Origin of the sequence: Myxococcus dinghuensis, from assembly GCF_024198235.1 — a bacterium.
GTDB lineage: Bacteria > Myxococcota > Myxococcia > Myxococcales > Myxococcaceae > Myxococcus > Myxococcus dinghuensis.
The window spans coordinates 38,650-57,790 of sequence record NZ_JAKCFB010000051.1 but is presented as its reverse complement, the minus strand read 5'-3'; the positions used below and the strand labels follow the sequence as shown (position 1 = coordinate 57,790).

General features: G+C 66.8%; 17 protein-coding genes. 11 read left to right on the top strand and 6 right to left on the bottom strand.

The features are described 5' to 3' along the window. From LZ198_RS37890 to LZ198_RS37875, 4 genes are all read right to left on the bottom strand, one after another. Positions 1–469: phage portal protein (locus LZ198_RS37890; protein ID WP_253977026.1), on the bottom strand; the 469-nt coding region annotated here is incomplete at its 3' end. A gap of 28 nt (positions 470–497) precedes the next feature. After that, the gene (locus LZ198_RS37885) at positions 498–1,910 is read right to left on the bottom strand and encodes a terminase large subunit domain-containing protein (RefSeq protein WP_253977025.1); all 1,413 of its coding nucleotides are present in this window, start codon (positions 1,908–1,910) and stop codon (positions 498–500) included. Next, entirely contained in the window at positions 1,903–2,319 is a 417-nt protein-coding gene (locus LZ198_RS37880) for a hypothetical protein (RefSeq protein WP_253977024.1), read from the bottom strand. Before LZ198_RS37880 ends, LZ198_RS37885 begins: the two co-directional genes overlap by 8 nt. Positions 2,320–2,885: 566 nt before the next feature. Then, entirely contained in the window at positions 2,886–3,545 is a 660-nt protein-coding gene (locus LZ198_RS37875) for a sigma-70 family RNA polymerase sigma factor (protein WP_253977023.1), read from the bottom strand. Between the two features lie 1,028 nt (positions 3,546–4,573). Between LZ198_RS37875 and LZ198_RS37870 the strand changes: the two genes are divergently transcribed. The 5 genes from LZ198_RS37870 (at position 4,574) to LZ198_RS37850 (ending at position 12,100) form a co-directional block, all read left to right on the top strand. Continuing rightward, complete coding sequence (locus LZ198_RS37870) at positions 4,574–6,928, top strand: virulence-associated E family protein (RefSeq protein ID WP_253977022.1); 2,355 nt, start codon at positions 4,574–4,576, stop codon at positions 6,926–6,928. Between the two features lie 135 nt (positions 6,929–7,063). Then, positions 7,064–7,384, top strand: a complete 321-nt coding sequence (locus LZ198_RS37865) for a hypothetical protein (protein ID WP_253977021.1) — start codon at positions 7,064–7,066, stop codon at positions 7,382–7,384. A 40-nt stretch (positions 7,385–7,424) separates the two neighbouring features. Further along, on the top strand, positions 7,425–8,840 hold the full coding sequence (locus LZ198_RS37860) for a DNA methyltransferase (protein WP_253977020.1): 1,416 nt from the start codon (positions 7,425–7,427) through the stop codon (positions 8,838–8,840). Between the two features lie 68 nt (positions 8,841–8,908). Next, complete coding sequence (locus LZ198_RS37855; RefSeq protein ID WP_253977019.1) at positions 8,909–10,132, top strand: PD-(D/E)XK nuclease family protein; 1,224 nt, start codon at positions 8,909–8,911, stop codon at positions 10,130–10,132. 54 nt (positions 10,133–10,186) lie between these two features. Then, a complete protein-coding gene (locus LZ198_RS37850) occupies positions 10,187–12,100 on the top strand; it encodes a DEAD/DEAH box helicase (protein WP_256560269.1) in 1,914 nt (637 codons plus the stop codon). On the opposite strand, the gene LZ198_RS37845 is transcribed toward LZ198_RS37850, so the two are convergent. Next, complete coding sequence (locus LZ198_RS37845; RefSeq protein WP_253977017.1) at positions 12,089–12,367, bottom strand: hypothetical protein; 279 nt, start codon at positions 12,365–12,367, stop codon at positions 12,089–12,091. The two genes, LZ198_RS37850 and LZ198_RS37845, sit on opposite strands and share 12 nt — an antisense overlap. Before the next feature lie 239 nt (positions 12,368–12,606). On the opposite strand from LZ198_RS37845, the gene LZ198_RS37840 reads away from it, so the two are divergent. The 5 genes from LZ198_RS37840 (at position 12,607) to LZ198_RS37820 (ending at position 16,951) form a co-directional block, all read left to right on the top strand. After that, positions 12,607–13,137: a hypothetical protein gene (locus LZ198_RS37840; RefSeq protein WP_253977016.1), complete on the top strand. Its 531-nt coding sequence runs from the start codon at positions 12,607–12,609 to the stop codon at positions 13,135–13,137. Positions 13,138–13,222: 85 nt separating this feature from the next. Further along, positions 13,223–15,232: a DNA polymerase gene (locus tag LZ198_RS37835; RefSeq protein ID WP_253977015.1), complete on the top strand. Its 2,010-nt coding sequence runs from the start codon at positions 13,223–13,225 to the stop codon at positions 15,230–15,232. A 56-nt stretch (positions 15,233–15,288) separates the two neighbouring features. After that, positions 15,289–15,459: a hypothetical protein gene (locus LZ198_RS37830; RefSeq protein ID WP_253977014.1), complete on the top strand. Its 171-nt coding sequence runs from the start codon at positions 15,289–15,291 to the stop codon at positions 15,457–15,459. Then, entirely contained in the window at positions 15,456–16,004 is a 549-nt protein-coding gene (locus LZ198_RS43545; protein WP_253977013.1) for a hypothetical protein, read from the top strand. The genes LZ198_RS37830 and LZ198_RS43545 overlap by 4 nt, the downstream gene beginning before the upstream one ends. Continuing rightward, positions 16,001–16,951 carry a DNA cytosine methyltransferase gene (locus LZ198_RS37820; RefSeq protein WP_253977012.1) on the top strand — a complete coding sequence of 317 codons (951 nt, stop codon included), beginning with the start codon at positions 16,001–16,003 and terminating at the stop codon, positions 16,949–16,951. The genes LZ198_RS43545 and LZ198_RS37820 overlap by 4 nt, the downstream gene beginning before the upstream one ends. Before the next feature lie 246 nt (positions 16,952–17,197). Here LZ198_RS37820 and LZ198_RS37815 read toward each other — a convergent pair whose 3' ends face one another. Next, positions 17,198–18,325 carry a site-specific integrase gene (locus tag LZ198_RS37815; protein WP_253977011.1) on the bottom strand — a complete coding sequence of 376 codons (1,128 nt, stop codon included), beginning with the start codon at positions 18,323–18,325 and terminating at the stop codon, positions 17,198–17,200. 236 nt (positions 18,326–18,561) lie between these two features. Between LZ198_RS37815 and LZ198_RS37810 the strand changes: the two genes are divergently transcribed. Then, the gene (locus LZ198_RS37810; RefSeq protein ID WP_253977010.1) at positions 18,562–18,909 is read left to right on the top strand and encodes a ComF family protein; all 348 of its coding nucleotides are present in this window, start codon (positions 18,562–18,564) and stop codon (positions 18,907–18,909) included. Positions 18,910–19,141 lie beyond the last annotated feature (232 nt).

The following is a 19,141-nucleotide window of genomic DNA, read 5'->3' as shown; positions in this document are numbered from 1 at the left end:
CGGGCGGCACCGGCCACAGGCCCACGGGGACGCCAGCCACCTCCTCGAGGACGGCGAAGAACTCGCCCGTCAGGTCGTAGTGCAGGCAGAACAGCTTCGCGAAGTCGCGGCCCGTCATGAAGTCGTTGGGGTCCGCGAGCAGTCGCAACAGCGGATGGTCCGGCAGCTCCGCCGCGCCGCCCAGGTCGACGAGCGACTTCAACCGCTCCCGCCGCACGTCACCGCAGGCCCGCCGTAGCGACACGTCGACCAGGGCCTTCCGCGTCCCCGGGTCCTGCCGGATGAATGCCCTCCACATGACGTCCGCGAACGCGTCGCCCACCGTGTCGACGATGGTCCCCAGCCACGGCATTTCGGCGTAGGCCGCGAGCAGCGCGGGCACCTCCCGGCGCGGTGGAGCGGACGTCCACCGGCTCAGCTCCAGCCCCGTGCCCTTGCGCTTGCTGCCACCGCCCAGGGCGGCACGCATCCTGTCGAGCATCCCCATACCCATCACCTCAGACGGCGAAGAACTGTTCGGAGAACACGAGGTCGTGGACGCCCCAACAGAAGGCGTCGGCCCTGTCATCGCGACGGCCGTTAACCCCCGTGAATTTGCTGAGCTGCTGTTCGAGCTTGGGGAACGTCCCGACGAACTCGACGCGGCCCGCTTCGGCCAGGGCGGACACGGGCTCGGCTCGCTTGCTCTTCGCGCTCGTCGCCCGGACGGGCTTCACGTTGACGCTCACGCCCATCTCGCCCGCGACGGTGGAGATCAGCGTCTCCACCATCTCCCCGCCCGTGTTCACCTCCACCACGAGCGCATCGCAGCCCCACTCCAGATAGGCGCGGATGGCCTTCGTCGCCCACTCACGGGGACTCGCCCGGCACGACAGGTCCGCCAGGACGGACACGCGCTTCAACGGCACGTTGTCGGGGCCGAAGAGCGCGCTCGACTTGCACCCTTCGACGATGATTCCCGTTTCGTCCGAGCCCGTTTCGCTGGTGGGGCTCGGGTCCACGCTGACGATTCTGCGGTCGAGCTGCTGGGCGTACTCGTGCGGCTCCGCGTCGACGCGCCGCCACTTCGCGGAGCCGAAAATCGCGCCGGGCACGTCGAAGAGCAGGCGCCCGAGCACTTCTTGCTGGCCCCATCGGGTGTTCGCCAGCGCCCGCATGTTGGCAATCGCCGTGGGCGCCAGGTTCGCCACGTTGCTGAGCGACGAGCCCGAGCGCAGCACCACGCCGGGCTTGAGAATCTGCTTCTCCGCGTCGGCGAAGAGCAGCTCTTCAATCTTCTTCAGCGGGCGCGGCGTCCCCGTCAGGAGGAGCTGCGGCGGGTCCTCGCGCGAGCCGATGCGAAGCACGAGGGGAAGCTGGTCGACCGCGGCCATGTCGTGTTTCCACGAAGCCGGCTCGTCGCCCCAGCCCCATCCGGCATTCGGGCCGCGCAGTCGGTCGGGCTTATCCGCCGAGTAGCAGATGGCATAGACGCCGTTGGGCCACGTCACGCGCCGCTTGCTGGGCTCGTACTTCGGCGTGAACCACGGGGGCGACAGGGCGAGGATGCCGGACGCGCCGCGAATCATCGTGTCGCGCACGTCCGCCGCCGTCGGTCCAACCAGGGCCCCGACGCTCTTCGCCTGCCACGCTTTCTTGATGACCCACCGCGCGCCGCACCACGTCTTGCCGAAGCCGCGCCCGGCCATGACGAAGCACGTCGCGAACTTGTCCGGGGGGACCTGCTCACGCCGCGCCCAGAAGTCGAGGTCGTAGACGAGCAGCTCGACTTCCTTGTCGTCGAGACCGCCGAAGAGCTTCGCGAGCTGCGCGCGAGAGCCCGCCGTCTGGACCATGCGCGACGCGGGCGACTCGTGGGGCCCGAGGTTCTCTGAGAACTTCCCCCAGGCCCCCGTCAGAAGGCTACGCATCGGTGGCCCCCTTGTCGTCGAGCTGCTCGGGCGTGGCGGCTTCGGCAGGTGCCGGCAGTTCGTCGGGCAGGAACTTCCCGAGCCGGTCGATCAACAGCTCGCGCAGGGCGGCGGTGTCGGCGGACTGGTCCTCGGGGCTCTTCGCCTCGACGTTGTCGCGCCGGCCGTACAGCTCCGGGAAGCGGCGGGACAGCAGCCACTGGACGTGCTTGGGGTTCGTCGTGGACGCGGCCTGGAGCGTCTCTGTCGCGCCCTGCATGAACTCGGCTTCCGCCTTGTTCACCGCGACGAAGAACTCGCGGTAGAGGCCGCGCGGCTCGCTCGCGCCACGATGGAACCAGCGGGAGAGGGTCTGCTCGTCGACGCCCACGAGGCCCGCCGCCGCTCGACGGAACAGGCCGGACCTCAAGTGGTCGCAGATTTTCTGCTGAAGCTCAGGGGTGAGTTTGGTTGGTCTTGCCACCCCATCTAAATGGGTGCGGTTTCACGGACTTTTTCAGCAAGTGCGCCCTGCAAAACCTCTCGCCCCTGCGGTTTTCTGAAAATTTCTCAAAAGTGGTGCGCGCCGAGCACGACAGGAAACGGCCCGTGAAAGGAAATAATGACCGGGGGGCTGACCACAGGAGATTTCACTCACATTGAAATCAATACACCCGCCGTGAATGTCATTGCTTGGCACGAATTCGCGCGTCGCACCCCTGCGTGTCGGCACACGCCACCCGCCAGCGGTGGCGCCATCGTCCGCAAGCCCCTTGCTGCTCGACGAACGCCAGCGTCCCTTCACCGCGACGAAGCCGCACGCCGCACAACTCACACGCGCCGGGGAACTGGTTGCGTCGACGCGTGGCCACGAGGTCGGCACATGCCGCGTGCCGAGCGCCAACGGCGCGCTCGTAGGTGATGACCTCGCCCTGTTCGATGGGCAGGGAGCAGACGGCGCACGGCCCCCTTCGTGTCGCGACCAGGACGGGCACGCTACGCCTCCAGCTCGGCCATCAGCTCCCGCAGCTCCACCAGGGCGCGCGCCAGCATCCGGTCGACGCGGCTCTTTGGCGCGCCCCATGCTTCTGCGACGGAGCGCACCGACTGCGCGGGGCGATTGAGACCGAACACACGTGAGACGAGTTCTCGCTTCGGTGGGGCCAACCGCCGCACCGCTTCGAGCACGAGGGCTCGACGCTCCGCCTCCAGCAGCTCTCCCTCGGGCGTGTCCCCGTCAGACTCCAGGCACGACATCTCGCGGAGTGCGGATTCCAGCTCATCGACCCACGAGGCATCTTCCGAAGCACCGTCCGAAAAATGAGACGGTATGTCTATGCGATGGACCCGGATGACGTTGCGGTCGGCGCTGTGGATTGAACGGACAGTGCGACGCTTGTGCGCGCCGTCGCTCAGGTGAACGTCGCTACCGTGCATGCGCGCGTACTGCTCACAGGCAGTCCGCACCCGGAAGTAGGCGACTTCGCCGAACGACTGGCGCCCCCTGTTGGCGTCGTACTTGGACACCGTGCGGAGCACCGCCATCGCCGCAACTTGTTCGAGGTCTTCGGGCGACAGCGAGCCCGCAAGGGACACGAGAGCCCCGACGACACGCCGGATGATGGGCCGCACAGAGACCAGCAGCTCGGCGGACAACCGTCGCTCCAGCACGGCGTTGCCGCTCGCACGGGCTGACAGGACTCGGGCCACGAGGTCGGATTGCCGGGCGGCCTGGAGGTCGTACACCCTGTGGGAGACACGCCGTTGCTCTCTCCCGATGTGACAAATGGCCGCGTGAAACATCTCCCTGCCATGAGCATGCGGCATGCCGACCACACCCGTTTCACAGATAGTCTCAGACACGAAGTCTCAACGCCTCGCCCGAAGTGGAACGCACGCGGCTGGCCCCAAGCCCAACGTGCGCTTGCCCTGTAAATGGGTGTGACTTCTGCGAGTGGCTCACGGAGGCAGCAAGGGGCGGCAATGGTGTGCGGAGCGCAGGTCCCACGTAAATGGGTGTGACTTCTGCGAACGGCTCAGGACGCGACGTCCGGCAACTATCGAGCACCCCCACTCTCCTCTCTCTTTAGGAAACCTGGAGTGGGATAGATGGAGAGAGGAGATAGGTAGGGATATAGGAAAACGAGCCCACGCCCGTTGCCGCATGACGGTTCGCCCTGCCTCTCGTGCGTCAGCCGTCCTGTCCTGTCACCCTCTCTTCTCCTTTCTCTATAGAGACCTGGGGTGAGATAGGGGGAGATAGGAAGTAGGTAAGGCTATAGGGGAACGCGTCCGCGCCCGTTGCCGCATGACGATTCGCCTCCTGCCCCTCGCGCGTCAGCTGTCATGTCCTGTCACCCCCTCTTCTCCTTTCTCTATAGAGACCTGGGGTGAGATAGGGGGAGATAGGAAGTAGGTAAGGCCATAGGGGAACGCGTCCGCGCCCGTTGCCGCATGACGCCGCTGTGGCACGACGTCGAGCCAGTGAGCCATTCACGGAAGTCACACCCATTTACTCAGGGCAGCGCGTAACGCGTGCCGCTTCCGCCCGGCTGACGATTCCGTGGGCCATTCGGAAAATCCGCACCCATTTACCGGTCACCATGCACGAGACCCACACGCCTCCCGCCTCCGTCGCACGTCTCGCTGAGCCATTCGCAGAAGTCACACCCATTTACTCGGACGTGAGCCACTCACCCAACGATGCCGCCCCCCGCCTTCAAGCCCTTCGGCTGAAGGTCGCCTTCTACTCGTCCGCCCAGGACAACATCCCCCAGGCGACGGAGCTGTCGTGGCCCGAGCTGTCCGCAAGGCTCGTCACCCACCGTCGCAGTCAGTGCCCCACGTCGCCCTGTCCGCGTGGCTGCCCCGGCAAGAATGGCCCCGCCTGGAGCCCCGTCGACATCGTCGAGCGACGACGCACCGAGAACGTGCGCGCCGTTACCGTCGCCGTGTTCGACCTGGACCACCTCAACGCGCCGCAGCTCTCGTTCCTAGATGCCGTCGAACGTCACGGGCTGGCCTACGCCCTCCACTCGACGCACAGCAACCGCCCGCCCGACGACTACTGCCTTCGACTCGTGATGCCGTTGTCGCGGCCCGTGCTCCCGCGCGAATGGGCTTCGGTGCGAGAGGCAGCCATTCGCATGCTCAGCCTTCCCGCCGACCCGGCCACGAAGGACCTGGCGCGGATCTACTACCTGCCCGACGCGCCCACAGGTGCCGAGCCCTTCGCGGCCAGTGGAGACGGTGCGCCCCTCGACGTCGACGCGCTGCTCGCCATGGCACGTTCGGGCCTGCCCACGGTGGCAGCCCTGGTGTCCGCCATGCCGCCCGAGGCGCCCGCCGACCTGTACGAGCTGCGGGCCCTCCTGCGCCGCATCCGCAAGCCCGAGAACCTCGCCATCGTCCGCCGGGCGCTCGCAGGTGAGCCGCTGGCCGCCGTCGGCGCGCAGGACACGACGTTGAACATGCTCATGTCGTGCGTGGCCTTCGTCCTGCCGCTCTCCACGCCCGAGGCCGCAATCGTGGAGCTGTTCCGCGCGTCGTTCGCGGCAACGGACTGGCGCGAGGGCACCGAGCACCTGTGCGAGCAGGCCGTCCTCAAGCTGCGGCGTCACCGCGAGCGACGAAAGTCACGCGATGGCGCACGGCTCGCAGACAATGCGGCCATCTGGGAAGCCTTGGGGCTTCGCGCTCCCGTGTCTCCGCCGAGTGATGGGCCGGGGCACGAGGAGGACGCTCCCGACCCCGACGCGTGGGTGAAGCAACTGGTCCTCGACAACACGAGAGACACGCAACAGCAGCTCCGGAACTGTGAGGCGAACATCTTCACGGTGCTGCACAGCTCCCCCGAGTGGCACGGCGTCTTCCGCTTCAACGACGTCACGAAGAAGTTGGAAGTGGGGGGAGGCCCCCTCGGCTCCAACGTGGACCTGGAAACGCTCGACGTGCTCGTCGCCAACTGGATTCAGCGCAGCAGCTACGGGCAGCTCGGCTTGCGCCCCAAGGCACTGGCCGTCGCGCAGCAGCTCCTCGCCGTGGCCAAGCGCAACAGCTACGACCCCGTCTCTGACTACCTCGCCGGACTCGTCTGGGATGGAACGCCGCGGCTCGACGGGATGCTCGCGACGTACTTCGGCGCGCAGGGGGATGACCGATACCTCCGGGCCGTCGGCTCCAAGTTCGCCATCTCCGCCGTCGCGCGCGCCCTGCGTCCCGGGTGCAAGGTGGACACGGTCATGATTCTGGAGGGCCCCCAGGGCCTTCGGAAGTCGACCGCGTTCCGCATCCTTGCCGGGGAGTATTTCACCGACGCGCAGATTGACGTCACGAACAAGGACAGTGCGATGCTCGCCTCCCAATTCTGGTTCATCGAACTGGCCGAACTGAGCACGTTCCGGAAGTCGGAAGACCAGGCCCTCAAGGCGTTCATCACCCGGACGGAAGACACCTACCGGCCGCCCTACGGACGCGCCAACGTGCAGGCCCCGCGACGCTGCGTGTTCGTCGGGACGACCAACGACGACGACTACCTGCGCGACCCCACGGGCCAGCGGCGCTTCTGGCCGGTGAAGTGCTCTCGCATCGACACGGACGCCCTCAAGCGCGACCGCGACCAGCTCTGGGCCGAAGCCGTCGTGCGCTTCCACCAGGGCGAGGACTGGTGGCTGAGTGACGAGGATGCGGCGGGCGCCGAGAAGCAGGCCGCGCTCCGGGTAGATAACGTGGGAGACAGCCGCAAGGAGGTCATCCTGAAGTGGCTGCTGGAGATGCCGCCTGAGAAGCGCCCCTTGGACGTGACGCTTCTGCGCGTGGGCGTCGAAGCCTTCTCCCTCCATCAAGCCCAGGTCGACAACAAGTTCTCACGGGAGATTTCGGCGGCCCTCAAGGCGCTGCACTTCACGAGAGGCCAGCGTCGATTCGGGGACGGGACGCGCCCGCTCGTCTACTACATCCCGGACGAGCTGAAGAACGCGCCCATGGAGAAGCGTGACGAGCGGCGGACAGGGTTCGGCAACCCCGCCGGCTATGAGTGAGCCCGCATTGGGACACCGATGCTGCGGGCAAACTGGACTGGTGACGTCTCAACACCGAAATTGGACCAAGGCATAGTATCCCGCCTCCCCCGAGTCGGAGACGCTCTCAACTGCAACACACTCGGAGGTCCTTACATGTTCAACTTGATGAAGTCGCTTGCTGGCGTGCTGGTTCTTACCTTGTTCGTGGGCTGCGGGCCCGTGGATACCACTGGTGAAGGCGGTGCCAACGCTCCTCCCGTAACGCCTGACAACAATGAGGTGTCGGCAGAGAGCCTCGATGGATTCTTCGACTGTCTCGGAGTCCTCGAAGAAGACCTGGAGGGCAACCTTTGCGTCACGAATTGCATCTTCGGCCTTCCTGACATTTCGTATGTCACCTCCTGCCTCGTCACCAACTGCCGATTCACCCTCCCGCAAGTCACCGCGTGCTTGCCTGAACTCGTTGAGCTGTAGTCTCTGAACCACTCGCGGAAAGCGCACCCATTTAGAGGGCATGCGCAACAGCTTGTTGACCGACCGTGCGGCGCTCTTCGTTGGAGACGCCGCGCGAGTCGGGGATATCCTCGCCCCCAACAGCGTCGACACCCTCATCACCGACCCGCCAGCGGGCATCGGCTTCATGGGCCGCGAGTGGGACAGCGACAAGGGCGGGCGTGACGCGTGGGTGGCGTGGCTCGCCCACGTCATGCGCGAGGCCCTCTGCGTCCTCAAGCCTGGGGGGCATGCGCTCGTTTGGGCCCTGCCGCGAACCGCGCATTGGACGGCGACGGCCCTCGAGGACGCGGGCTTCGAGATTCGCGACGTCGTGCTGCACCTGTTCGGTACGGGCTTCCCCAAGTCCCTGGACGTGTCCCAGGCCATCGACAAGCAGCGGGGCAACCTGGACGAAGTCCGGTGCGTCACCCGCTGGATTGCGGAGGCAAGAGACAGGGCCGGACTCACCAACGCGAGAATCGACGCGGCCTTCGGCCACAACGGCATGGCGGGGCACTGGACGACGCAAGGCACCCAACCCGAAGTGCCCAGCGAAGCCCACTGGCCGACGCTGCTCGCGCTGCTCGGTGTCGAAGAAGTGCCCGAGTCCATTCGCGCGCTCGTCGAGCGGCTCGTCGCGCAGAAGGGCCAGCCGGGCCCCAACTGGTTCCGACGCGCAGTCACAGGCCACCATGAGGAAGCCGCGGCCGGGCAACGGTGGCTCGCCAACAACGGCGAGAAGGCGAACCTCACCCGCCGCGAGCGTCGCGATGAACCCGCCACCGAGGCCGCGCGGCAGTGGCTCGGGTGGGGAACGGCCCTCAAGCCCGCCTCCGAGCACTGGATTCTCTGCCGTAAGCCCCTGGTGGGCACCGTCGCGTCGCACGTCCAGCAGTGGCGCACGGGCGCGCTCAACGTCGCGGCCTGCCGGATTCCGCATGCAAGCTCCGAGGACTTGTCCGCGTCGAAGGCGCGCAACCCGGGGCGAGCCGACACGGTGACGAGCGCTGTCTATGGCGCGAACCGCCCGCAGCAGCGCGTCGACGAATCGGGGCGTTGGCCTGCGAATGTGACGCTCGACGAAGCCGCGGCCGAGCTGCTCGACGCTCAGGCACCCAACGGCGGGGCAAGCCGGTTCTTCTACGTGGCGAAGCCGAGCAGGTCGGAAAGGGACGCGGGCCTGAACGCAAACGGCGACCGCAACCACCACCCGACAGTGAAGTCAGTCGCGCTGATGCGGTGGCTTTGCAGGCTCGTCACGCCCCCAGGCGGCGTCGTGCTCGACCTGTTCGCGGGGAGTGGGTCAACGGGTGTCGCGGCGCTCGCCGAAGGCTTCGAGTTCGTCGGAATCGAGCGAGCGCCTGAGTACGCCGAGATTGCAGCCGCCCGCCTACGCCATGCCCTTGAGCCACTCCCAGAATCCGCACCCATTTAGGAAGGGTGACGCCCTCCTGCAAAGCTCCCACGAACAGCCCCTCCGTCGTTGCAGGGGTCATCCAGCGGTTGAGCGTCTCGCAGCTCAAGCGCCACAAGCAGTGCCCCCGCGCTTGGTACTTCGCGAAAGTCCTTCGGCTTCCGGAGCCCACCACGGGGGCGCAGCAGGTCGGCACCGAAGGCCACGCGCAGCTTGAGCACTTCCTATCAACGGGCGAGGACGTGCTGGGCGCGTTCGCGAAGTCGGGCGCCCACCTCCTGCCGACGCCCGGCGCGGACCTTCTCGTCGAACAACCCCTCGACGGTGAACCGCCACTGACGGCGGGCGGCATCCCCTTCACCGGGTTCATCGACCTTGTCGACGCGCGACAGCTCGCCTCCGACGGCGTGCTGCGCATCACCGACCACAAGTTCACCAGCAACATCGCAAGGAACGCCGCGACGCGCGAGCAGCTCGCCGACGCTGACACCGAGCCGGGCTTGCAGATGCTCGGCTATGCCGCGTGGGCGCTCCGCCAGGTCGAGCGCTTCCCGGGCCTGCGCGAACTGGAACTCGAACACCTCTATTACCAGACCCGAGGCCAGCGCCTTGCCGCGTCCGTCCTCGCCTCCGTGCCCGTTGAGCACGTCGAGCGCGAGTGGAGGACGAAGGTCGAGCCCCAGGTCGAAGCGATGAAGGAGCACGCGCAAGCCGCCCGCGCTTCCGACGTGCCCGCGAACTTCGGCCCCGCCTGCACCAAGTACGGCGGGTGTCCGTTCATGGCGAAGTGCCTCACCGGAGGAAGCAAGACGATGTCCCTACGCGACAAGCTGCTCAACAAGTCCGACCTGCCCGCCGTCCTGCCGCCCGATGCGCCCGAGCCCACGCCCGTTCAGGTGGCGCCCGAGGTCGCCGAGCAGCCCGCCCCCGAGGCCGAGCAGCCCGCGCCGAAGCGTCGTGGACGGCCGAAGACGACGAAGCCCGAGCAGCCCAAGAGCGACCTCCGAGTCCTCTTCGTCGACTGCATCCCGACGAAGCACGATGGGCCGCGCGCCGAGTCCCTCACGGAGTACGTGGACGACCTGCATCGCAAGGTCGCCGAAGCGGGCGGCGTCGACGACGTGCGCTTCGCGGGCTCGGACTCGCCGCTCGGCTTCGGGAAGTGGCGCGGGGCGCTGGCCATGGCGGCGCGTGCCGCGCTGCCCCCGCCCGGGAACTACGTCGCGCTCGGCGTGGGCCAGTCCGAGCTGATGCAGGTCATCGTCGAGGCGCTGGAGCCTTCCTTCGACGTGGTCGTTCGCGGCACCCGCTAACCACTCTCACCGGCCCCGCTGGCTTCGGCTGGCGGGGCGACGGCTCTTCCCGGCATGCGACTCCTCCAGCGGCTCCAAACGGGCGCGGCGCCCCTTCCCGTGCGTCCCGTCGCCCTTGCGAAGCTCACGGGTGACCGCGCCACGTTCGCGAAGGGGCAGCCCGTCGGCTGGTCTCCGGATCTCGCCCGGGTGCTCGACCTGCCGCGTCGGGACCTCGCGGCGAGCTACGGCGACGCGGACTTCGCCACGCTGGAAGCCTCACTGCGCGCGCCACCCGGAACGTCATGCACCTGTCGGACGCTCGGGAAGCGGTGCCCGTCGTCGTTGCTCCCAATCCAGCGATTGGCGCTCATGGAAGCCGCGCGCACGGGTGGTGGACTCTTCCCCATCGGCGTGGGCCACGGGAAGACCCTCGTTGATCTGCTGCTGCCGCTGGTCATGCCCGGCTGCAAGGTCGCCGTCCTCCTCCTGCCCTCCAACCTCCGCGCGCAGCTCGTCGACGTGGACTGGCACTTCTACGGCGGACACTGGCGCCTGCCCAACCTCGCGGGCGGCAGGTGGTTCCGACCTGGCCTGCCCGTGCTCCACGTCATCACCTACGAGAAGTTCAGCACCCAGGAAGGCACCGACCTCCTGACGCGCATGCGGCCAGACCTCATCGTCTGCGACGAAGCCCACAAGCTGAAGGACCGGAAGAGCGCGCGCACGGGCCGGTTCCTCCGCTACCTGGAACAGCATCCCGACACGCGTCTCGTGGCCCAGTCGGGCACGCTGGCGACGCGAACGGTGAAGGACTACGCCCACCTCGCGGCGTTTGCCCTACGCGACGGCAGCCCGCTCCCCCTCAATCGGCATGTCGTCGAGGAGTGGGCCGCGGCGCTGGACCCAGGCCATGCCGTTGCGCCTCCGGGCGAGCTGCTCAGGCTCGTTGACCCGTCACACTCACTCGACCCGCTCGAAGGGGGGAACGAAGCCGAGCGCGAGCGGCGTCGGGTGCGTGACGCCTACCGACGCTGGCGCAACGCGACTCCGGGCGTCGTGGCCACGGACGAGAGTGCCGTCGGCATGCCGCTGGTCATCCGCACGCGCGACCCGGGCAAGGTCCCCGCCGAGCTGCTCGCGCACATTCAAACGGCGCTCGCTGGGCAACGCCCCGACGGTGAGGAGTTCGTTGACGAGCTGCAACGCGTGGCGTGCGCCCGGCAGCTCGCGAGCGGCTTCTTCCACCGCTGGCGCTACCCGGCCATCCAGGGAGTGCCACAGGACGCCGAGCTGATTACCCGCTGGTTCTCGCGGCGACAGGAGTTCAACCGGGAGCTGCGCGAGCGCCTCAAGCGGCCCGCTGAGCACCTGGACTCCCCGGGGCTACTCGTCCGCGCCGCGATTCGCGCCCACCAGTCCCCGCCCTACGACGGGGAGCTGCCGACGTGGCGCGCGGCGTCCTGGCCCGCCTGGGGCGACATTCACAAGCGCGTCGTCCACGTCACGGAGGCCGTGTGGCTGTCCGACTTCATCGTGAAGGACGCGGCGAAGTGGGCGCTGCGCAAGGGACAGCCGGGAATCGTCTGGGTGGAGTTCCCGGAACTGGGCGAGCGCATCGCGAAGGCGGCGGGCGTGCCTTTCTACGGCGGCGGGCCGGAAGCATCGGCGACCATCATCCGGGAGAGTGGGAAGCGCTCCATCGTCGCGTCACTCCGTGCCCATGGGACGGGGAAGAACCTGACGATGTTCTCGCGGATGCTGTTCGTGAACCCACCAGCCGACGGGGCCGCGTGGGAACAGGCCATCGGCCGTTGCCATCGACAGGGACAGCTCGCCGACGAAGTCGAGGTGGAGCTGTACCAGCACACCGCCGAGCTGACGGGCGCATTCGAGAAGGCCCGCGACTTCGCACGGTTCATCGAAGAGACGGAGGGCACGCCGCAGAAGCTGAACCTCGCGAGCTACAACGCAGCGTCATGGCCCTAACCACACACCTCTCAGGTCAACATCCACGATGCGATAACGATGGCGCTCGCTCAGCTCTGCGGACCATCGGACCTCTCTCTCCGCCGTCTCCATGAGCAGGGAGACCTCTTCGTTCACGCTCGCGGGCGACGACAGCCATTTCGTCCCGAAGGGCTGGTAGGACTGAATCTCTTGCGTTCCGTCGCGCTGCTCAAGAAGGACAGGATCGCCTGACTTCGTCAGGGCCCAAACAAGCAAGGTCCCTCGCTCCAAGTCGAGGTCCACCATCGTAACGAACTCGTGAGTCCCCACCTTGAATGTTCTCTTGGCGACCGCACCCATTGAGTCCCTCGCTTTCCAAGTCGGCTTGCCAGTCGATTCTACGCCAAACTGAGCAGTCCTTCTTCGAGGTCACGATAGCCCCAGCCCAAATGAATTTCAGGCACTGAACCATTCCCAGAATCCGCACCCATTTACGTGGGGTCAGCGCACTTCGCTGCTGACGCAACCCAAGGACCCACGTAACCATGAACAACGCACTGACGAAGATTGCCACCGCCCAGGCCGCCACCGGAGGCCGCTACCCCCGCGCCGGACGCTACCTGTTCGAAGTCGCCGTCATCCGCATGAAGGAGGGCTTCAAGGGTGACTCGGCCATCGCCGAGCTGAAGGTCCGCGAGTCCGAGGCTCTCCCGGGTAACGAGTCCCCCAACCGCGTGGGCGAGACGGTCGACTACGTCGAGAACCTGAGCGACCAGAAGAAGGGCGGCGGCGGGCGCTTCAAGTCCTTCCTGATGACGCTGGTGGGCGCCGAAGAGCACGAGTTCGCCAACCCGGCCGTCCTGAAGAAGTTCTTCGACGAGCGGCAGGCGGGCACGCACCTCCTGATTCGGTGCGAGGTTTTCCCCAAGCAGCTCCCCGTGAAGGACGGCCATGCGGGCAAGGTCATCACCGGCTTCCGCTGGTCCCACGTCGAGCTGAACGACGAGCAGCTCGCCCAGGCCGAGCAGTCGCGCAAGGCGAGCAAGCTGCCCGCGCTCTCCGACGCCCTCGCCTGATGCCGGACGGCGACTGACGGCGCGCTTTTTCCGTCGGCGGCTGGCCCACGACACGGGCCGCTCTCCCTCCCACACAAGGCATCCCATGAACCTCTGGTCCTTCGACACGGAGACGTGGCTGATTCAGCCCGGCTTGCTTGCGCCCCCTCTCGTCTGCGGGAGTGTCGCGACACAGGCCACAGGCACCGAACGGCTGCTCGACAAGGCCCAGGCCCGGGAGTTCTTCCGCGATGCCATCGCCACACCGGACACGCACCTTGTCGGGGCCAATCTCGTCTACGACCTGGGCGTCATGGCGGCAGATGACCCGCGACTCGTGGCGCCCATCTTCGCGGCGCTCGAAGCGGGCCGCCTTCATTGCGTCCAGGTCCGCGAGGCGCTCATCGACATCGCGCGAGGCGTCTACGGCGTTCATCCGTTGACGGGGCGGAGGCTCGACGACGACGAAGGCGCCCGCTACCCGCTCGCGCTCCTCGTTCAGCGGCACCTGGGGCTCGACATCAGCGCGGACAAGCATGCCCCGGACGCGTGGCGCCTTCGCTACGCGGAACTGGACGGCGTCCCTGTCGAGCGCTGGCCCGCCGCGGCTGTCGAGTACCCGAAGCGCGATGCTCGCTACACGCTCGACGTGTACTTCTGCCAGGAGACCCTCGCCCGCGAGGTGTCCAACGGCGGCAACCTGCATGCCGAAGCCGACCAGATGCGCGCCGCCTTCGCGCTCCACCTCGCCTCCATCTGGGGACTGCGCACGAACGGTGTTGCCGTGGCGCAGCTCCGGGAACGCGTCGAGCGGGAGTGGAACGAGAACCGCGCGAAGTTCCAGGCGGCGGGCATCTTCCGGGCGGACGGCACGAAGGACTCGAAGCGCCTCGCTGCGCTCGTGACTGCCGCATATGACGGTCAGCCGCCCATCACTTCCCCCAGCGACCGATTCCCCGACGGTCAGGTCGCGACCGACCGCGACACGTTGCTGGGCTCAGGCGACCCCATCCTCGAGGAATTGGGGCGAAGTGGACGCGTCGACAAGTACAAGTCCACCTACCTGGATGTCGTCGAGGCAGGCACCACGCACCCCATCAACCCGCGCTTCAACGTGCTGGTGTCCACGACGCGCGTCTCCAGCGATTACCAGCAGCTCCCCCAGAAAGGCGGCATTCGCGAGGTCCACGAGGCGCGGCCTGGGTTCGTCTTCTGCTCGGTCGACTATGGCGGCCTGGAGCTGCGCACCATGGCTCAGCGGGCCATCTGGGAACTCGGCTACTCGAAGATGGCCGACGCCTTGAACAGCGGGCTCGACGTCCACACCCTTGCCGCGGCCGAGTTCCTCGGGACGAGCTACGCCGAGCTGCTGCCGTTGGTGAAGGCGAAGGACCCCGTTGCCGTCTCCTACCGGCAGCTCGCGAAGATTCTCAACTTCGGCAAGGGGGGTGGGATGCGGGCGGGAACCCTCGTCTACAACGCGCGCGCCAAGGACCGCGTCTCGTTCTGCCTTCTCGCCAAGCGAGCCGACGAGTGCGGCGTCACCCGTGAGGAAGTCACCGTCCAACGCAAGCCGAAGCGGGTTTGCCGGGTCTGCCTCCTGGTCGCGAAGGAACTGGACGAGCTGTGGATGCGGGCATGGCCCGAGCAGCGCGAGCTACAGGAGAAGGCACAGGCACTCGCCTACGGCGGTGGCTTCGCGGACGTCATGATTCCGGGCGTCAACATCCTGCGCGGCATGTGCGGCTACACCCAGATTTTGAACACGCCGTTTCAAGGCTTGGGCGCCGTCGGGTGCAAGCTGGCCATGTGGCGCGTCAGCCGCGAGATGTACGTCGACCGCCGCTCCCCCCTCTACGGCTCGCGAATCGTCCTCAACATGCACGACGAGCTGCTCAGCGAGCTACTCGCCGACGACGCGCAGCGGTTGCACGACGCGGCCGAGCGCAAGGCGTACCTCATGCGAGAGGCGATGAAGGAGACGACTCCCGACCTGGCGCCGGCCATCGAAGCCGAGCCCGCGCTGTCTCGAATTCTCTCGAAGGATGCCGCCACCGTGCGCGACAGCTCGGGGCGCCTGCTGGTCTGGGAGCCAGCCGCGAAGCGCGCGGCCTGAGCCACTCGCGGAATCCGCACCCATTTAGGGAGCACACGCCCTGAAAGGTGCAACGCATGGCCACGCGAACCAACGCGTCCGAGCTGCTTCCGCTTCCGTCCCCCTACCTCGAGGAGAACATCGACGACACGGTCGCTTTCGACGTCGCCGACTTCGACGAACTGCGGCTGCTGTCGGCGTTCGACGGCGAGGCTCTCTCCCTCCGTCTCCAGGTGGCCGAGCTGTGAGGCTCCTCGTGGCGCTCGACCCCGGGCTTCGCGAGTGTGGCGTCGCGCTCTTCGACCTCGACACGGGCGAGCTGCTCGTCGCGGGCATGCCGACCAACTTCGAGTCCAAGGCCCGTGGGCTGGCGGCATGGGCGAGCATGGCCACAGCCACAGCCGCGTTCGTTTCGTCGTTCCTGGAGCCGCTCAGGGCCGCTGGTGAGGCCGTCGCTATCGTGGTCGTGAGCGAGTGCCCCCAGGTCTACACGGCCGGGAAGAGCAAGGGCGACCCGAACGACCTCATCGAACTTGCCGGTGTCGTTGGTCGCGTCGCGGGCGCACTGGGGGCCACGTCGGAACGGAGCGTCTTGCCCCGCGAATGGAAGGGGACGCTCAACGGCGACGTCATGGTCGAGCGCATCAAGTCGCGGCTCGACGAGCGGCCCTGCGAACACCTCCGCGTCCAGCTCCCTCGCGCCCAGGACAAGCAGCACAACGTTTGGGACGCGGTTGGCATCGGGCTCCACGTCCTCGGTCGCCTTGTGCCCCGGAAGGTCTTCCCCAGGTGAGCGCGCATGGCTTGGTTGTTCATCCCGTTGGCGTTCATCCCCGCCGCGCCCTCGAACTCTTCGCTGGGGGCGGTGGACTCGCTCACGGCCTCAAGCTGGCCGTGCCTTCCCTTCGGACTGTTTGTTACGTCGAGCGGGAGGCATACGCGGCGGCCTGCCTCGTGGCCCGGATGGCGAAGGAAGAGCTGGATTCGGCACCTGTCTGGGACGACGTTGGAACCTTCGACGGCGTGCCGTGGCGTGGCGTCGTGGATTGCGTCAGTGGGGGATTCCCCTGTCAGGACATCAGCGTCGCTGGAAAGGGGGCGGGACTCGACGGCGAGCGCTCGGGCCTGTGGCGCGAGTACGCGCGAATCGTCGCTGAGGTTCGACCCCGCTTTGTCTTCGTCGAGAACGTCGCGGCGCTCCGTTCGCGGGGCCTCGACCGCGTGCTCGCCGACCTTGCCGCGCTCGGGTTCGATGCGGAGTGGGTGTGTCTCCGAGCGTCAGATGCCGGGGCTCCCCACAAGCGAGAACGGCTCTTCCTCCTGGCCCACGCCGAACACGGGAGAGAGTTCGAACGGCCATGGGAGGCGCGGGGGGAGGCCACGCAACGGCCGGCAGTCGGGGGCGGACCTGGGCGCGCTGGTGAAGGACTGGCCAACTCCGGGGGCATCCGACTGGAAGGCGGCGAGCTGCATCGGCCAGCGGCGCCGGCAGCTCTCGGAGGCCATCCTGAGCTTCCCGCGTGGCCCCCAGGGCGCGACGACCTCGAAAGATGGCGCTCCGTCCTCGCCGTCCGCCCGGACGTTGAACCCGCGATTTGTCGAATGGCTGATGGGCTGGCCCATCGGGTCGACCGACTGCGGCTCCTCGGAAATGGCGTCGTGCCCCAGCAAGCGGCGCTCGCCTACGGACTCCTGCACGCGCGGCTGTTCGGATCTGCGATGACGAAAGACGAACGGTAACATGGCCCCATATGCCACCGGCCCCGGGCTTGACGGCCCGGCTGTAACCATCGAACGCGCAGCCGAACTACTCCACTGCAAGAGGACTCGTGTCTTTGAGCTACTCGCCCAGGGGCGACTACGGCGAGCGCCCAAGCTCGGCAAGAAGACGACTATTCGACTGGACTCGATAATGTCGTGTCTCGGTATCCCTATGGAGAGGTTGGCGCCTGCCTCACGGAGACGCCACCAGCCCACCCGAGAAACTCAAGCAATCGAAGCTTCGTTTCGAGAGGCGATTAGATCTGTCGAAGGATCTTCAGGATGAAGGAGTCGCAGAGGGAGGCGGATCATCGGAGGAATCTCTTCCGTCAAATAGAACTTCTTCGTCGTCTTGGTGCTCGTATGCCCCATAACGGCCGAAACCTCTTCAATTGGAAGACCGCCTTTTGTTGTGCGCACTAGTTCGCCCTCCTTGCGCGCCCATGTCGAAAAGCTATGCCGGAGCTGGCTTGGATGAAGTGGGACGATCTTTCTTCGTTCCTCCTCAGTATGACACTTCGACCTGAGCCGCTCCGCAATGCGCCGCAGCGACTGAATGATGCCGGAGTCCTCCAGCCCTCTGCCGTATGACATGAGTCGCTCCACAGCGAAAAACGATTGCGCATCCAGACTAATCGTATGTGTCATATCGGCCTTAAGCTGTCGAAACGTAACGGTCCCCTTAATCCCGCAAGGCTCATTCACCTCTTTCAGAACAGCCTCACCTCGCGCTACCCGATCAATCTCGGTCCCATGCATTCCCGTCTTGGCTCGTATACACAGAGTGTCTCGGAGACGCTGGCTATTGGCCTCCCTGTACGCCTGTTCGACAGCCTCCATGCTGTAACCTTTGGGGCGAATGTTCTTCTCTGCCCGCGATGGAGGCACCTTCATTTCCGCCGTGGGATCTTCGGCAAGCCGCAGCATGTCCCGCTCGCGAAGCCACGCCGTAAAAGCCTTCAGCGCAATGATTCTAGGAGTCCGTGCCGTGGGCCACTTGTCCAGCAACAGGTACAACTCAGTAAGCGACACGTCCCGTAGCGACCTCCCTTCCAGTGCTACTCCCCACGCCGTCAGGTAAGGGGCAAGAACGTAGCGGCGGTAGTGATCCGTCAGCCCTTCGGCCTTCACATACCGAAGGAACGCCTCGAAGTTCTCCGCGTCGAGCGCAACCCCCTTCTTGATCTCTTTCGCAGCGGCTGCTGTGGCCTCCGCAACGGCCTGCTTCTTGGTCCTGTATGACCCAGGGTCACGCTCAAAGAGAACCAGTTCGGCCTTGGCGTCACGCTCGTTCGCGGCGTCCAAGGTGATTGCCCGGACGATGCCGTTGACCCGTCTCTCGATGACCCACACTTGCCGCCCCCGGGTCTCCCTGACTCGCCCCCCGTCCCACTTGCCAACCCACTTTGCGCCTCCTGTCGACACACTTCCTCCGCTGTTGTTATCTCGTTGTTAGACGGCATCACTAGCCGCCTTCTGACTCGGAAGTATACCGCTTCAAATACGAGGACCACCCGGAGCTGGCCGCGCCCCTGGCCCGGCTGCTGGCCTCGGAGGCGGGCCACTTCCTGGCCCGGGCGCCCGCCCTCGTGGTGGCCCTGCCCCTGCACACGCGCCGCTACCACGCGCGCCAGTACGACCAGGCCCACCTGCTCGCCGTGGCCCTGGCGCGGCACCTGGGACGTCACGCCCCGGCGCGGTGGTTGACGCGCACGCGCGAGACGCGACGGCAGGTGGGCCTGAACGAGGCGGAGCGCGCGGACAACCTCGCCGGGGCGTTCACCGCCGCCCGCCAGGTGGCGGGCCAGGAGGTCCTCCTGGTGGACGACGTCTTCACCACCGGCGCCACCGCGCGCGCCGCCGGCGTCGCCCTCCTCGACGCCGGCGCCTCCCGCGTGGAGGTGCTGACGCTGGCCCGGGCCTTCACCCACGTCTGAGCCGACGCGCGGCGCCGCGCCCTGAATCCCCCGCCGGACACCTCGCCGGGCAGGGCTCCGCGCGCGTGGCCGACGACCGCCCGGGTCGGTGCGACGTCTTGCTGCATCAATCCGGTTGCACCTGCGTCACGACATACAGGGGGTCCGCGAGGCCTCACGCCCGGGTCAGGACCTGTCTCGCGTGTCTTTCATTACCCATCTTCCGTGCGCGCGAATCCCATGCTCTTGCATG